Origin of the sequence: Streptomyces sp. NPDC057287, assembly GCF_042667905.1 — a bacterium.
GTDB lineage: Bacteria > Actinomycetota > Actinomycetes > Streptomycetales > Streptomycetaceae > Streptomyces.
Genome location: NZ_JBHUYV010000001.1, coordinates 274,890 through 289,906, shown reverse-complemented (window position 1 = coordinate 289,906; position 15,017 = coordinate 274,890). Strand labels below are relative to the sequence as shown.

The following is a 15,017-nucleotide window of genomic DNA, read 5'->3' as shown; positions in this document are numbered from 1 at the left end:
GCTGTCGGGTCCACGGTGCGTTGGCGTCAACTCCCTTGCGTGAACGGGCTGTTGCAGTCGTGCGGACGATCTCGTCGTGGTCTGTCCGAGGGTGCCCGGGTGCGGTTACTGTTCCGGCGCCCCCCGCACTCCCGTTCCTTCCCGAAGAGGTTCCGGTGACCCCTGCACCCGTCCCCCCGCCACCGCGGCGCCGCGCGAGACTCCGCACCGCGCTGGTCTCCGTGCTCGCGGCGGCGTCCCTGCTCGCGCCGCTCGCCACGGCCGCCCCGGCCGGGGCCGCCCCGGGCGTCGATCCCGTGCCGGCGGCGGGCGACCCCTGCCTCGGCCAGTGCCAGGACATCCTTCCGGCGGGCCAGAACGGCCACGCGACCCTCGCGGGAATCCTGCTCCACCAGACCGTCGGCACCCGCCCCAAGCACTCCGCGGACCAGATCGAGGCGTACGACAACCTCCTGCACGACTACTCCGGTCTGACGGCGGACCAGCTCGCCGCCTACTTCAACGACGCCTCGTTCGGGGTGGCCCCCGGCCAGGTGGAGAGCACGGCCTCCCCGCGCGCCGATGTCACCATCACCCGCGACAAGGCCACCGGCACCCCGCACATCAAGGGGACCACCCGCTCCGGCACGGAGTTCGGCGCCGGTTACGCGGCCGGTCAGGACCGGCTGTGGCTGATCGACGTCCTGCGCCACGTCGGACGCGGCGAGCTGTCGTCGTTCGCCGGGGGCGCGGCGGGCAACCGCACCCTGGAGCAGAGCCTCTGGGCGGTCGCCCCGTACACGGAGGGCGACCTGAGGGCCCAGCTGGAGCGGGTCCGCGACTCGGGCGCCGCCGGGAACCAGGCCTACCAGGACATCCAGGACTACGTGTCCGGGATCAACGCGTTCATCGACGACACCCTCGGCGCCGACACCTACCCCGGTGAGTACGAGCTGACCGGGCACGGCTCCGCCATCCAGGACTTCACCGCCACCGACGTCGTGGCGATCTCCTCCGTCATCGGCGCCATCTTCGGCGGCGGGGGCGGAGGGGAGGTCGAGAACGCGCTCGCCGAGATCGCCTTCCGCAAGCACTACGGCGCCGCTGCCGGAACGGCCGCCTACAAGGCATGGCGGGCGCAGACCGACAGCGAGGCCACGACGACCCAGCGCAGCGGGACCTACCCGTACGCGAACTCCCCGGCCTCCCCGGTGGGGGTCGCCGTGCCGGACGACGGCTCGGTGGCCGCGTACCAGCACGCGAGGAACGGGACCGGGACGGGGGCCACGGCGTCCGCGACGAAGGCCACCGCCGAGGGGATCCTGCCCGCCGACCTGATCACCGCGAAGAAGGGCATGTCCAACGCCCTGGTGGTCTCCGGTGAACACACCGCGTCCGGCCACCCGGTGGCCGTCTACGGCCCCCAGACCGGCTACTACGCACCTCAGTTGCTCATGGTCCAGGAGCTCGACGGCCCCGGGCTCCGCTCGCGCGGCGCCTCCTTCCCCGGCCTGAGCTTCTACGTCGAGATCGGGCGCGGTCTCGACTACTCCTGGAGCCCCACCTCCGCGAACCAGGACATCACCGACACGTTCGCCGTCGAACTCTGCGAGCCGTCCGGAGCCACGCCCACCACCGCGTCGAAGCACTACCGGCTGCGGGGGGTCTGCACCCCGGTCGAGACGCTGACGAAGAGGAACAGCTGGTCCCCGACGACCGCCGACGCCACCAAGGCCGGGGCCTACGACCTCACCACCGAGCGGACGGCGTACGGCCTGGTCACCCACACGGGCAAGGTCGGGGGCAAGCCGGTCGCCTTCACCGCGCTGCGCTCCACCTACCACCACGACGTCGACTCGGTGATCGGCTTCCAGCAGTTCAACGACCCCGGGCAGATCACCTCCGCGCAGACCTTCCAGAAGGCCGCGCAGAACATCGGCTACACCTTCAACTGGTTCTACGCGGACGCCGACCACACGGCCTACTACAACTCCGGCGCCAATCCCGTGCGTGCGGCGGACACCGACCCCGACAAGCCGATCCTGGCCACGACGGCGTACGAGTGGAGGGACTGGAACCCTGCGCTCAACACCTCGGCCGTCACGCCTCCGGACCGGCATCCGCAGTCCGTGGACCAGGACTACTACGTCAGCTGGAACAACAAGCAGGCCAAGGGCTTCGCCTCCGCCTGGGGCAACGGCTCCGTGCACCGCGCGGACATCCTCGACGAACGGGTCTCCGCGCTGGTCGCGGCGGGCGGTGTCACCCGTACCGCGCTGGTGAGGGCGATGGAGGACGCGGCCACCGTCGACCTGCGGGCCGAGCAGGTGCTGCCGACCGTCCTCGACGTCATCGACTCCGCCGCCGTGACCGACCCGGCGCTGTCCGCCGCCGTGGAGAAGCTGCGCGCCTGGGAGGCGGCCGGCGGCCACCGCAGGGAGACCGCGAAGGGCTCGGGCACCTACGCGCACGCCGAGGCCATCCGCATCCTGGACGCCTGGTGGCCGCTGCTCGTCGAAGGGGTGTTCACCCCGGGGCTCGGCACCGGTCTCTACCAGGCGCTGACCGCGGTCGCCCCGATCAACGAGTCGCCGTCCGGCGGCCAGAACGGCAGCGGGTCCACCGGGTCGGGCATCGCGGCGAGCGAGGCGCACAAGGGCTCGTCCTTCCAGCACGGCTGGTGGGCCTACCTGGACAAGGACCTCAGGTCGGTGCTCGGCCGGAGCGTCGGCAGCCCGCTCAACGCCACCTTCTGCGGAGCGGGGGCGCTCGCCGCCTGCCGGCAGGTGCTGCTGTCGACCCTCACCACGGCCGCGGCCGCCCCGGCGGCGCAGATCTACCCGGCGGACAAGCACTGCTCCACCGCGGGCGACCAGGTGTGCGCCGACTCGATCGTGCACCGCGCGATGGGCGGCATCACCGTGCCCCGCGTCGCCTGGCAGAACCGGCCCACCTACCAGCAGGTCGTGGAGTTCCCGGCCCGGCGCACCGACGACCTGACCGATCTGGCCAGAGGGGCGGCCGTCACGGCCTCCGACTACCAGGACGCCGTGGTCGTCTCCTACCCGCCGAAGAAGGCGGTCGACGGTGACGTGTCGACGCGCTGGGCGTCGAAAACGGTCGCCACCGCGTGGATCACCGTCGACCTCGGCGCCGCCCGTCAGGTGGGCAGGGTCGCGCTGAACTGGTCCGACCAGTACGCCCTCCAATACCGGATCGAGGTGTCGGGGGACAACGCCACCTGGCGCACCGTGCACACCACCACGGCGGGACGCGGGGGCGTGGAGAACCGCGCGTTCACCCCGACCACGGCCCGGTACGTGAGGGTGTACGCCACCCAGCGGGGCACGGACAACCGGTACTCGCTCAACGAGATCGGGGTCTACGGCCGCTGACGGCCGGCCCCTCCGCGGGCATGGGAGAGCCCCCGCGAGTCATGTCCTCGCGGGGGCTCTCCGTTGATCCGCCCGCCCGTGAAGGTTGAGAAGACGATCACGAGGCAGGACGCTCTGGTTCTCCGTCAGGGGGCGAGCAGCAGCACGTCCGCGCGCTCCTTGGCGGCGGCGTAGCGCTTCGCCACGTCCTGCCAGTTGACGACGCGCCACATGGCCTCGATGAAGTCCACCTTCTGGTTCTTGTACTGAAGGTAGAAGGCGTGCTCCCAGGCGTCGAAGACCAGGATCGGGACCGAGCCCTGGCCGACGTTGCCCTGGTGGTCGTACACCTGCTCGACGATCAGCTTCCCGCTGACCGGCTCGTACGCGAGGACGCCCCAGCCGGAGCCCTGCGTGGTCGCCGCGGCCTTCGTCAGCTGCGACTTGAAGCCGGCGTAGGAACCGAAGGACTCCGCGATCGCGTCGGCCAGGTCGCCCACACCGTCCGCCGCCAGGGGCTCGCCGCCGCCGTCGCCGGTCATGTTGTGCCAGTAGATCGAGTGCAGGATGTGGCCGGAGAGGTGGAAGGCGAGGTTCTTCTGGAGGCCGTTGATCGCACCCCAGGCCTCCTTGTCGCGGGCCTCTTCCAGCTGCTCCAGGGTGTCGTTCGCACCCTTGACGTACGCGGCGTGGTGCTTGTCGTGGTGGAGCTCGACGATCTGCGGGTTGATGACCGGTTCGAGCGCCGCGTAGTCGTACGGGAGTTCCGGAAGCGTGTACGTGGCCATGGGTTCGAACCCTCCAACTGCTACCTGGTTGTTATTGCAAGTCTTTCGCAATTGCAGGCTAGCAGGAGGAGAGCCCGAAGGTGATCAGCCAATGGTCCTAGGGCCGAAACCGTCGCGCGCGGTCGCCGCGAGGTCGGGGAAGTCCGTCACGACCGCGTCCACCCCCTGCCCGAAGTGGAAGGCGTACTCGGCGAACGCGTCACCGAAGTCGTTCGGGACGGTGCCCCTGCGGTACGGGGCGGGGAGGTACTGGTTCTCGGCGCGGAAGGTGTACGCCCCTACCAGGAGCCCGGCCTCGTGGGCGTCGGCCAGCAGGGTGAGCGGGGGAACCAGGGACGACTTGTCCGGGCCGATCCACCGGGCGTAGGAGGCGATCTCGCGCAGCCCGGCCGGCGTCATCATGTCCGCGTACGTCACCGGATGGCCGTACGGTCCGCCGCTCGTCCCCAGCGCCTGCCAGAGGGGGAGGCCGAGGCCTGCCGCGGCGACCTCGCGGAGGCTGGACGGCTCGAAGGACTGGACGACGCAGTCGCGGGCGGTCAGCCGGTTGCGGCGGACGATCCGGATCAGCTCCGGCTCCAGCGGGAGGCCGGCCGACCGGAAGTACGCCGGGTGCTTCGTCTCCGGGAAGACCGCGATCCGGCGGCCGTGCTCCTTCGACAGGGCGCGGGCCAGGTCGACGACCTCCTGGAAGGTCATGACCGGCTCGCGGCCGTCGAAGACCGTGTTGCGGTTGCGGACCAGGGGGAGCCGCTCCACCGCCCGCAGCGTCTTCAGCTCGGCGAGCGTGAAGTCCTCGGTGAACCAGCCGGTGACGGCCCGGCCGTCCACCGTCTTCGTGGTGCGACGGCCGGCGAACTCAGGGTGCCGGGACACGTCCGTCGTGCCGGAGATCTCGTTCTCGTGACGCACCACCAGGACGTGGTCCTTCGTCGGGACCAGGTCCGGCTCGATCCAGTCGGCCCCGGCCCGCACCGCGAAGGTGTAGGCGGAGGCGGTGTGTTCGGGCCGCCATCCGGCGGCTCCCCGGTGGCCGATGACGAGCGGCCCCCTTCCGCCGCCGTGCTGCCCGGAGGCGCCGGCGGGGGCCGCCCCGGCCGCGGTGACGGCGGCTGCGGCCAGAAGAATCGAGCGGCGTCGCGGATGCTGGACCATGCGGGCTCCTCGGGGGGCGCGGAGCGACCTCCGGAGCCACACGGGGTCACGCCGGGGCGGACGGAACCTTGCTGCCTCATGTACGGCCACGCGTACGGTACTCGGCAGCCGACGGAGGAGGAAGGCATGGAACTGCGACCGGGACGGTCTTCGGACGCCGACACGCTCACCGCACTCGCCCTGCGGTCCAAGGCCCACTGGGGTTACGACAGGGCGTTCCTGGAGGGCTGCCGCGACGAACTGGCCGTCCGCCCCGGTGACACCGCCGGTGGCCGCGCGGTGGTCGCGGAGGAGGACGGCCGGGTGCTGGGATTCACCACCCTGGCCGGGGAACCGCCCGAGGGCGCACTGGCCATGATGTTCGTCGAGCCGGACACCATCGGTCGGGGCGTCGGCCGGCTCCTGTTCGAGCACACCACGGCGCGGGCCCGCAGGCTCGGTTTCGAGGCCCTCACCATCGACGCCGACCCGAACGCCGAGCCCTTCTACCGGGCGATGGGCGCGGTCCGGATCGGCGCCACCCCGTCGGGCTCGATCCCGGGGCGCGAACTGCCCCTGCTCAGGATCGCGTTCGGCCGGAACCGGTGAGCGACGCGCCGTCGCGGGGGAGGGGCTGCGGTCGGGCCGGACCCCCGGAGCGGGGGCGGCGCCGCACGGCGGAGGCCGCCGAGGTGTTCCTCGCCGCTCAGCCCGTCCGAGGGGCCGCCTTCTCCAGGTCGTCGACGCTGCCGGACATGATGACGCGGATGTGCTCGGTGATGTGCTCGGCGGGCCAGTCCCACCAGGCGACGGCGAGCAGCCGGGCGATGTCCGCGTCATCGAAGCGGGTGCGCAGCAGCTTCGCCGGGTTGCCGCCGACGATGCCGTAGTCCGGTACGTCCGACGTGACGACGGAACCGGCCGCGATGATCGCGCCGTTGCCGATCCGCACCCCCGGCATCACCGTCACCCGGTAGCCGAACCACACGTCGTGGCCGACCACGGTGTCGCCGCGGCCCGGCAGCCCGGTCAGCAGGTCGAAGTGGTCGGCCCAGGAGCCGCCCATGGTGGGGAAGGGAAAGGTGGACGGGCCGTCCATGCGGTGGTTGGCGCCGTTCATGATGAACCGCACCCCCGTGCCCAGTGCGCAGAAGCTGCCGATGACGAGCTTCTCCGGACCGTAGTGGTAGAGCACGTTGCGGGTCTCGAACGCGGTCGCGTCATCGGGGTCGTCGTAGTACGAGTACGCGCCGACCTCGATGAGCGGGGACGTGACCAGAGGCTGGAGCTGCACCACACGCGGCTGTCCGGGCATCGGGTGCAGCACGGTCGGATCTGCGGGAAGGGGACTCATGGGCGGCACCCTCGCAGAAGGACCGTGCCGCATGCACTCAGTTTTCGGCCGACGCGCCGCGCTCCGCCCGCTTCTGCCGCACCAGGCCGGTCACGATCAGCACGGCGGTCAGGGCACCGGTCGCCAGGAGCTGGTCACGCGTGTCGGGCTGCCGCAGCATCAGGACGAAGATGCCGGCCATGGCTGCCAGCGCCACGATCGTCAGGACCGGGAAGAGCCACATCCGGACGACGAGCTGCTCCGGGGCCTCGCGCTCCGTACGCCTGCGCAGGATCAGCTGGGAGACCGCGATGAAGATCCAGACGACCAGGATCACCGCGCCGATCATGTTGAGGAGCCACGGGAAGACGTCGTCGGGGCGCCAGTAGCTGAGCAGCACGCAGAGGAAGCCGAAGACGGAGGAGACGAGCACCGCGTTGCGCGGGACGCCCGAGGAGATCCTGCCGAGCACCTTGGGCCCCTGGCCGCGGGCCACGAGCGAGCAGGCCATGCGTGAGGAGCCGTAGATGTTCGCGTTCATCGCGGAGAGCAGGGCGACCAGGATGACCACGTTCATGATCTCCGCGGCGCCGCTGATGCCCAGGTGGTCGAGCATCGCGTAGAACGGGCCGACCTCCGCGACCTGGGGGTCGTCCCACGGCACGAGCGTCACGATGACCGCCATCGAGCCGATGTAGAAGACGGCGATGCGCCACATCGCCGTACGCACCGCCCTGGCGACGCCCCGGACCGGGTTCTCGGACTCCGCCGCGGCGATGGTGACGGTCTCCAGGCCGCCGTACGCGAAGACGGAGGCGAGCAGTCCGATGATGAGTCCCTCGGAACCGTGCGGCATGAAGCCGCCGTCCCCCGTGAGGTTGGCGGTGCCGGGGGAGTCCGTGCCGGGCAGGACGCCCAGGATCGCGAGGACGCCGAGCACCAGGAAGAGCGTGATCGCGATGACCTTGAGCGCGGCGAACCAGAACTCGAACTCACCGAAGTTCTTCACGGCGGCGAGGTTCGTGCCGAGGAAGATCACCATGAACAGGGCGACCCAGGCCCACTCCGGCGTACCGGGCAGCCAGCCCGTGACGATCTGGGCGGCGCCGATGCCCTCCAGGCCGACGGCGACACAGAGCAGCACCCAGAACGACCAGCCGGCGGTGAAGCCCGCCCACGGACCGATCGCCCGCTCGGCGTGGACGGAGAAGGACCCGGACGCGGGGTTGGCCGCCGACATCTCGCCGAGCATCCGCATCACGAACATGACCAGCAGCCCGGACACCGCGTACGCGACGACGATCGAGGGACCTGCCGCGGCGATGCCCGCACCCGAGCCGACGAACAGCCCGGCCCCGATCACACCGCCCAGGGCGATCATCGACAGGTGGCGCTGCTTGAGTCCTTGGGTGAGCGCGGAGTCGGCGGCGGGGGCGGCGGCGTCCGTGGGGGGCGGCGCGGAGGTCCGGGACATGGACGAACTCTGTTCACTGGTCGGGACGGGGGTCGGCCCACAGTCTGGCCACGTGCCCCGCCCACAGGGAACGGCTGTCCGCTATACGGTCACCAGGCTCACACAAGGTGCTCACCTGCCTACGCCTTCGCCCGCAGCTCCCGCACGGCCGCCACGAGCAGCACGAGCCCGGTGGCACCGGCCGACCACAGCACCTGAGGACGGGCCACGTCGTCGGTCAGCATCAGCAGCAGGACGGCCACCAGACCGGCCAGGGTCACCCAGGTCAGGCCGGGGAACCACCACATCCGCAGCTCCAGGGCGCCCGGCGACTCCCGCTCCAGCCGGCGCCGCAGCCGCAGCTGCGAGGCGGCGATCAGGCCCCACACGAACAGCAGGACCGCGCCGACCGAGTTGAGCATGTAGAGGAAGACGGTGTCGGGCCACCCGAGATTGAGCAGGACGGAGACGAAGCCGAAGGCCACCGAGGCCAGCACCGCCCGGCGGGGCACCCCGCCGCCCTGGCCGCCCGAGACCTTGAGCAGCCCGCGCGGCGCTTCCCCGCGCTCGGCCAGCGAGAAGATCATCCGGGACGAGCCGTACAGGTTGGCGTTGAGTGCCGAGAGCAGCGCCACGAACACCACGATGTTCATGATCTGCCCGGCCGACGGCACCCCGATCGAGTCCAGGACCTTCACGTAGGGGCTGAGACCGGCCTGCTGCGCGGTCCACGGCAGCACGGTCACGATCACCAGCATCGAGCCGACGTAGAAGAAGAGGATGCGCACCACCGCGCTGCGCACCGCCCGCCCCACGGCGCGTGCCGGATCGTCGGTCTCGGCCGCCGCGATCGTCACGACCTCCAGCCCGCCGAAGGCGAAGACCACCGTGAGCACACCGGAGACCACGCCGTCCCAGCCGTGGGGGAGGAAGCCGCCCCGGCCCGTGAGGTTCGTCAGGCCCACCGGGTCGGTGTCCGGGAGGACGCCGAGGACGGCCAGCAGGCCGAGCACCAGGAAGCCCACGATCGCGGCCACCTTCAGCGCCGCGAACCAGAACTCGAACTCGCCGAAGTTCTTCACGGCCGTCAGGTTGGCGACGGTGAACACCACCATGAACAGCAGCACCCAGAGCCACTGGTCCACCGCGGGTACCCATCCGTGGGCGATCTGCGCGGCGGCCGTCGCCTCCACGGCGAGCACCACCACCAGCATGAACCAGTAGAGCCAGCCCACGCTGAAGCCGGCCCAGCGGCCCAGCGCGCGCTCCGCGTGGACGGAGAAGGAGCCGGACGCGGGCATCGCCGCCGACATCTCGCCGAGCATCCGCATGACCAGCATCGCGAGCACGCCCGCGATCAGATACGAGACGACGACGGCAGGGCCCGCGACCGCGATCCCGGCGCCCGACCCGACGAAGAGCCCGGCGCCGATCACCCCGCCCAGGCCGAGCATCGTGAGATGGCGCTGCTTCAGGCCGTGGGCCAGGGGCTCGGGGCGTACGGGGGAGTGCGTGGGGGGCGCGTCGTGCATGAGCTGCGGATCACTCTCGGATCATTTATGGGGAACCTACAGTCTCACGGGATGGTGCCCCTGCCCCAACGGAGGTCGGGGCACACCCCCACCTCAGTGACCAGCATCACGCCCGTGCGTGATTGCGCAACGCTCTTTGTCCGAACCCGACTAACTCCTCAACCGCCGCTTTGTGGGCGGCTGATGGTGATCCGGCGACAGGGTGTCGGCTAACGTCACCCTCAGTCCTGCCTGCCGACCTCACCCGCGGAGTCCCCGATGAGCACTGCTGCCGCCCCCGCCCGTTCCGGAGCGGTCCTCGCCGACCTGCTGCCCGCAGCCCGGCACCGCTACGCCGTGGACACCGCGCTGGTCGTCGGCGGCGCCGCCCTCACCGGCATCGCGGCCCAGATCGCCGTGCCCGTCCCCGGCTCCCCGGTCCCCGTCACCGGCCAGACCTTCGCCGCGCTGCTCATCGGCACCGCACTCGGTGCCCGCCGCGGCTTCCTCTCCCTCGCCCTGTACGCGCTCGTCGGCATGGCCGGCATGCCGTGGTTCTCCGAGGGCACGTCCGGCCCGGGCGGCGCCTCCTTCGGCTACGTCCTGGGCATGCTCCTCGCCGCCACGGTCGTCGGCGGTCTGGCCCGCCGGGGCGGCGACCGGTCCGTCCTGCGCACCGCGGGCACGATGGCGGTCGGCTCCCTGATCATCTACGCGGTCGGCGTCCCCTACCTGGCCCTCTCCACCGGCATGTCGATGAGCGCCGCCGTCGCGGCCGGCCTGGTGCCGTTCCTGATCGGCGACGCCCTCAAGGCGGCGCTGGCCATGGGTGCGCTGCCCGCCTCCTGGAAGCTCATCGGACGTCGCGGCTGATGCCGTAGCGCCACCGAAGAGGCTCGCCGGGTCGTACGCGACACCAGACCGGCGAGCCTCTCGCGCGTCCCGGGCCCGTCCGGTCGCGTGGGCGGAGCCGGCCGGACACGAGGAAGGCTCTCCCTCGCCCCGCGGGATCGCGGGGCGAGGGAGAGCCTTCCGTGCACTGCCTGGTCCCACCCGTCAGGTGCGGGTGCCGGTCACTCGACCGGAGCCGCCGCCTTCGCCTTCCGGCCACGGGCGTCGCGCACCAGCGAGATGCCCACGACCAGGGCCGCGACCAGCAGCGAGAGCAGCACCTGCTCGCGTCCGGCGTCGTCGGTCAGCATGTAGACGAGGACGAAGGAGATCATCGCGATCGTCGCCCAGGTCAGGTACGGGAAGAGCCACATCTTCACGACGAGCTTCTCGGGCGTCTCGCGCAGGATGATCCCGCGCATCCGGAGCTGGGTGAAGCAGATGACCAGCCAGACGAAGAGGGCGACCGCGCCGGAGGAGTTCAGCAGGAACGCGAACACCGTGTCGGGCCACTGGTAGTTGAAGAACACGGCGACGAAGCCGAACACGACGGACGACAGGATCGCCGCCTGCGGCACGCCGCGCTTGTTCACCTTGGCGAACGCCTTGGGTGCGTCTCCCCGCTGTCCGAGGGAGAAGGCCATGCGGGAGGCCGTGTAGAGGCCGGAGTTCAGGCAGGACAGCACGGCGGTCAGCACGATGACGTCCATGACCTGCCCGGCGTGCGGGATGCCGATGACGTTCAGCGCGGCGACGTACGAACCGTCCTCGACGATCGAGGGGTCGTTCCACGGCAGCAGGGTGAGGACGACGAAGATCGAGCCCAGGTAGAAGATGGCGATACGCCAGATCACGCTGTTGGTGGCCTTGGAGACGGCCCGCTGCGGGTTCTCGGACTCACCGGCCGCCAGCGTCACGATCTCGCTGCCCATGAAGGAGAAGACGACCATCAGCACACCGGTGAGGATGGCGCCCGGCCCTTCGGGGAAGAACCCGCCGGTGTCCGTGAGGTGGGCGAGGCCCGACCCCGCGCTGTCCGAGCCCGGCAGCACACCGAAGACGGCGAGCAGTCCGACGACGACGAACGCGCCGATCGCCACGACCTTGATCCCGGCGAACCAGAACTCGAACTCGCCGTACGAGCCGACGGAGACCAGGTTGGTCGCGGTCAGCACCACCATGACGATCAGGGCCCAGGCCCACTGGGGGACGCCGGGGACCCAGCTCTCCAGGATCTTGGCACCCGCCGTCGCCTCGACGGCGAGCACCACGACCCAGAAGAACCAGTACAGCCAGCCGATGGAGAAGCCGGCCCAGCGGCCCAGGGCCCGGTCCGCGTAGGCGGAGAAGGAACCGGAGCTGGGCCGGGCGACGGCCATCTCACCGAGCATCCGCATGACGAAGACGACCATCGCGCCGACCAGCGCGTACGACAGGAGGATGGCCGGTCCCGCGGCGGCGATACCGGCGCCCGAGCCGACGAAGAGGCCCGCTCCGATCACGCCGCCGATGGCGATCATCGAGAGGTGACGGTTCTTGAGACCGGCCTGGAGTCCGTCGGGGGAGTCAGGCTTACCCGGCTCGCCGGGCTGTTGGCCCGGCCCGGCCAGAGTCGTCTGCGACGTCATGGATCGAATCCTTACGTTTTCTGATCACGTGTGTCGGGTGTTGCCCCCGCGGGGGGTGGTGCGAAGGCAAGGCCACGCATTCAAGCCCGGCCGACGCCGGATGCGGAACCCCCTCGTCCGGTTCCTTGACCTGATTGTTGCCCGAGTGGGATTGCACACAGGCCGCGTGCCCGAACCGGACGGCCCGCGAAAAGCCCGGCCGGTCCCGACCCCGCTGACGGTTACCCCGCCCCGCCCGTGCCACACTTCGCACCATGCGCGTGTACCTCGGCTCAGACCATGCCGGCCTCGAACTGAAGAACCACCTCGTCGAGTGGCTCACCGCCCACGGCCACGAGGCCGTCGACTGCGGTCCCCACATCTACGACGCCCAGGACGACTATCCGCCGTTCTGCCTCCGTGCCGCCGAGCGGACGGTCGCGGACAAGGGCAGTCTCGGCATCGTCATCGGCGGCTCCGGCAACGGGGAGCAGATCGCCGCGAACAAGGTCAAGGGCGTCCGCGCCGCGCTCGCCTGGAGCGAGCAGACCGCCGCGCTCGGCCGCGAGCACAACGACGCCAACGTCGTGGCCATCGGCGGCCGGATGCACACGGTGGAGGAGTCCACCAAGTTCGTCGAGATCTTCCTCGCCACCCCGTACTCGGGTGAGGAGCGCCACACCCGCCGCATCGAGATGCTCTCGGCGTACGAGAACACCGGCGAGCTCCCCCCGATCCCGGCCCACCACCCGCAGCAGGGCTGAACCGCCCCGCACCCGCTTCCCTCGTGCCGCCGGGACCACTCCCGGCGGCACGAGCGCGTTTCCAGGAGGCCCGCCGTGCCCGAGGGGCATACGATCCACCGCCTCGCCGCGGACCACCAGGAGCGGTTCGCGGGCGGTCCGGTCCGGGTGAGCAGCCCCCAGGGCAAGTTCTCCGACAGTGCGGCACTGCTCGACGGCCGGACCCTCACCGGCGTCGACGCCCACGGCAAGCACCTCTTCCTGGGCTTCGAGGGCTCGGCCTGGGTCCACATCCACCTCGGCCTCTTCGGCAAGCTCGGCTTCGGTACCGCCCCGGCGCCGCCCCCCACCGACACGGTCCGGCTGCGCCTGCTCAACGACGCCCACCACGCCGACCTGCGCGGCCCCACCACGTGCGCCCTGATCACCGGCCCCGAGAAGCGCGCGATACACGACCGGCTCGGCCCGGACCCGCTCCGCGCAGACGAGGACGGGGAGCGCGCCTGGCAGCGGATCTCCCGCAGCCGCGTCACGATCGCCGCCCTGCTGATGGACCAGAAGGTCGTCGCGGGCGTCGGCAACGTCTACCGCGCGGAAGTCCTCTTCCGGCACGGAATCGACCCGTACCGTCCGGGCAGGGACCTCTCGCGGGGCGAGTGGGCCGCGATCTGGAGCGACCTCGGCACGCTCATGCGCGAGGGGGTGCGGAACAACCGCATCGACACGGTCCGCCCCGAGCACCTGCCCGAGGCGATGGGCCGGCCCCCGCGCGTCGACGACCACGGCGGCGAGGTCTACGTCTACCGCCGGGCCAGGCAGGCCTGCCACATCTGCGGCACCGAGGTCCGCACGGCGGACCTGGCGGCCCGCAACCTCTTCTGGTGCCCGGCCTGCCAGCCGTCGGTGCCGGGCCGGTAGGCAGGCCGCGGGCCGCCCGGGTTCAGAACCCGTGCGGGCACCACGGCTCCACGTCCGAGGAGAACGCCAGGGCGGCCTCCGCCAGCGCGCCCGGTCGCAGTTCCCGCACCTGCCCGGCCGCCGCCAGTGTCGTCAGGGAGACCCCGCCCAGATAGGCGGAGCCCAACTCGGTGGCGGACAGGGCCAGTCCGGGCTCGTCGTCCGTCCGGCGGCAGGTGGCCGTGCCCTTCGCGTCGGCGGTCAGCCGCCAACGCCCCGCGTTCCAGGGGCAGAAGGCGTCCTCCACCTCCAGCACCACGTCGACCGGCGCCCGGTAGGTCCGTGCCTCCAGTGCCGCGCCCAGCTCGACCAGCCGCACGTACAGCCCGTCCCGCAGCCGCACCTCGCAGCGCCGGACGTCGGAGACCAGCCGGAGCACGGCGTCGTCCGCCGGCCGGTTGTGGCACTCGACGGCCGAGGTCAGGTCGATCCCGAAGAGGTAGCGCCACAGTGCCGCGTACGAAGCGGGGTCCAGCGCCGCCAGGTGCCGCACCGACACCGTGCCCCGGGGGCCGGCGTCGTCCCACGCGGGCTTCAGGCGGAACGTGACGTACCCCGTCACCTCGCCGTCCCGCTCCGCGAGGACGCACTGCAGCGGGGAGCCGCCCTCCCGGTTGCTCTCCGGGTCCTCGACAGCCACCCGCTCCCAGCCGGGCCGGCGCAGGGGGGTGCCGGGCCGGGCGGCCGCGAGCCGCCCGTACACCGCCTCGCAGGCGTCGAGCGCCTGCTCCGGGGACGAGCGGCGCACCCGCACCCCGTCCGTGCCCGGGGGCAGCGCGAGGCGGACCCGGGAGGTGTCGATCCGCAGGTTCATCTCGGCCGTGGCCGCGCCGTAGCCGAACCGGCCGTAGATCTCGGGCTCCGACGCCATCAGCACCGCGAGCGGCTCGCCCCAGGACCGGACGTCGTCCAGCTGGCGCCGCATCATCGACGTCAGCAGCCCCTGCCTGCGGTACGTCGAGGAAACGCTCACCCCCGTGACCCCCGCGGCCGGCACCGCGGCTCCTCCCGGCACGGTCAGACGGAAGCTGTACGCTCCCGCCGTCCCCACGCAGTCGGCGCCGTCCCAGTGGGCGATCGCACGCTCCGGCTCGGCCAGGGCGGCGTACATCTCGCGGCTCTCGGGCGCGAAGGGAACGCCGCCGAACGCCAACTCGAGGCTGCCGAACCAGGCATCCCATTCCGCCGCCGACAGCACTCGCAATTCCGTAGTCATGAGCCCTGCTTACCAGGGCCGCGAGACCCTG

Annotated in this window: 12 protein-coding genes; 5 read left to right on the top strand and 7 right to left on the bottom strand. The window is 71.4% G+C overall.

The genetic code is table 11. The annotated features are described in order from the left end of the window. The first annotated feature begins 155 nt into the window (after positions 1-155). Positions 156-3,374 carry a penicillin acylase family protein gene (locus ACFUNE_RS01320; protein WP_383560944.1) on the top strand — a complete coding sequence of 1,073 codons (3,219 nt, stop codon included), beginning with the start codon at positions 156-158 and terminating at the stop codon, positions 3,372-3,374. Positions 3,375-3,499: 125 nt separating this feature from the next. On the opposite strand, the gene ACFUNE_RS01315 is transcribed toward ACFUNE_RS01320, so the two are convergent. Together ACFUNE_RS01315 and ACFUNE_RS01310 are read right to left on the bottom strand one after the other, a co-directional pair. After that, positions 3,500-4,141 (bottom strand): superoxide dismutase, encoded by a 642-nt coding sequence (locus ACFUNE_RS01315; protein ID WP_383560942.1) that lies wholly within the window; start codon positions 4,139-4,141, stop codon positions 3,500-3,502. Between the two features lie 84 nt (positions 4,142-4,225). Then, on the bottom strand, positions 4,226-5,296 hold the full coding sequence (locus ACFUNE_RS01310) for a glycerophosphodiester phosphodiesterase family protein (RefSeq protein WP_383560940.1): 1,071 nt from the start codon (positions 5,294-5,296) through the stop codon (positions 4,226-4,228). A gap of 126 nt (positions 5,297-5,422) precedes the next feature. Here ACFUNE_RS01310 and ACFUNE_RS01305 point away from each other — a divergent pair, with 126 nt between their 5' ends. Then, complete coding sequence (locus ACFUNE_RS01305; RefSeq protein WP_383560938.1) at positions 5,423-5,884, top strand: GNAT family N-acetyltransferase; 462 nt, start codon at positions 5,423-5,425, stop codon at positions 5,882-5,884. 97 nt (positions 5,885-5,981) lie between these two features. On the opposite strand, the gene ACFUNE_RS01300 is transcribed toward ACFUNE_RS01305, so the two are convergent. From ACFUNE_RS01300 to ACFUNE_RS01290, 3 genes are all read right to left on the bottom strand, one after another. After that, the gene (locus tag ACFUNE_RS01300) at positions 5,982-6,629 is read right to left on the bottom strand and encodes a CatB-related O-acetyltransferase (protein ID WP_383560936.1); all 648 of its coding nucleotides are present in this window, start codon (positions 6,627-6,629) and stop codon (positions 5,982-5,984) included. 37 nt (positions 6,630-6,666) lie between these two features. After that, entirely contained in the window at positions 6,667-8,082 is a 1,416-nt protein-coding gene (locus ACFUNE_RS01295; protein ID WP_383560934.1) for an amino acid permease, read from the bottom strand. A 119-nt stretch (positions 8,083-8,201) separates the two neighbouring features. Then, positions 8,202-9,593, bottom strand: coding sequence for an amino acid permease (locus ACFUNE_RS01290; RefSeq protein WP_383560932.1), 1,392 nt, complete (start codon positions 9,591-9,593; stop codon positions 8,202-8,204). A gap of 258 nt (positions 9,594-9,851) precedes the next feature. Between ACFUNE_RS01290 and ACFUNE_RS01285 the strand changes: the two genes are divergently transcribed. Next, positions 9,852-10,445: a biotin transporter BioY gene (locus ACFUNE_RS01285; RefSeq protein WP_383560930.1), complete on the top strand. Its 594-nt coding sequence runs from the start codon at positions 9,852-9,854 to the stop codon at positions 10,443-10,445. Between the two features lie 200 nt (positions 10,446-10,645). On the opposite strand, the gene ACFUNE_RS01280 is transcribed toward ACFUNE_RS01285, so the two are convergent. After that, complete coding sequence (locus ACFUNE_RS01280; RefSeq protein WP_383560928.1) at positions 10,646-12,091, bottom strand: amino acid permease; 1,446 nt, start codon at positions 12,089-12,091, stop codon at positions 10,646-10,648. A gap of 254 nt (positions 12,092-12,345) precedes the next feature. On the opposite strand from ACFUNE_RS01280, the gene ACFUNE_RS01275 reads away from it, so the two are divergent. Both ACFUNE_RS01275 and ACFUNE_RS01270 read left to right on the top strand, forming a co-directional pair. Then, entirely contained in the window at positions 12,346-12,834 is a 489-nt protein-coding gene (locus ACFUNE_RS01275; RefSeq protein ID WP_383560926.1) for a ribose-5-phosphate isomerase, read from the top strand. 75 nt (positions 12,835-12,909) lie between these two features. Further along, a complete protein-coding gene (locus ACFUNE_RS01270; protein WP_383560924.1) occupies positions 12,910-13,731 on the top strand; it encodes an Fpg/Nei family DNA glycosylase in 822 nt (273 codons plus the stop codon). A gap of 22 nt (positions 13,732-13,753) precedes the next feature. Here ACFUNE_RS01270 and ACFUNE_RS01265 read toward each other — a convergent pair whose 3' ends face one another. Then, a complete protein-coding gene (locus tag ACFUNE_RS01265; protein ID WP_383560922.1) occupies positions 13,754-14,986 on the bottom strand; it encodes a GNAT family N-acetyltransferase in 1,233 nt (410 codons plus the stop codon). Between the last annotated feature and the right edge of the window lie 31 nt (positions 14,987-15,017).

What these genes read in the sequence shown, in the direction of transcription:
- ACFUNE_RS01315 (WP_383560942.1), bottom strand. Translation starts at nt 4,141, where the DNA reads ATGGCCACGTACACGCTTCCGGAACTCCCGTACGACTACGCGGCGCTC.
- ACFUNE_RS01310 (WP_383560940.1), bottom strand. Translation starts at nt 5,296, where the DNA reads ATGGTCCAGCATCCGCGACGCCGCTCGATTCTTCTGGCCGCAGCCGCC.
- ACFUNE_RS01305 (WP_383560938.1), top strand. Translation starts at nt 5,423, where the DNA reads ATGGAACTGCGACCGGGACGGTCTTCGGACGCCGACACGCTCACCGCA.
- ACFUNE_RS01300 (WP_383560936.1), bottom strand. Translation starts at nt 6,629, where the DNA reads ATGAGTCCCCTTCCCGCAGATCCGACCGTGCTGCACCCGATGCCCGGA.
- ACFUNE_RS01295 (WP_383560934.1), bottom strand. Translation starts at nt 8,082, where the DNA reads ATGTCCCGGACCTCCGCGCCGCCCCCCACGGACGCCGCCGCCCCCGCC.
- ACFUNE_RS01290 (WP_383560932.1), bottom strand. Translation starts at nt 9,593, where the DNA reads ATGCACGACGCGCCCCCCACGCACTCCCCCGTACGCCCCGAGCCCCTG.
- ACFUNE_RS01285 (WP_383560930.1), top strand. Translation starts at nt 9,852, where the DNA reads ATGAGCACTGCTGCCGCCCCCGCCCGTTCCGGAGCGGTCCTCGCCGAC.
- ACFUNE_RS01280 (WP_383560928.1), bottom strand. Translation starts at nt 12,091, where the DNA reads ATGACGTCGCAGACGACTCTGGCCGGGCCGGGCCAACAGCCCGGCGAG.
- ACFUNE_RS01275 (WP_383560926.1), top strand. Translation starts at nt 12,346, where the DNA reads ATGCGCGTGTACCTCGGCTCAGACCATGCCGGCCTCGAACTGAAGAAC.
- ACFUNE_RS01265 (WP_383560922.1), bottom strand. Translation starts at nt 14,986, where the DNA reads ATGACTACGGAATTGCGAGTGCTGTCGGCGGCGGAATGGGATGCCTGG.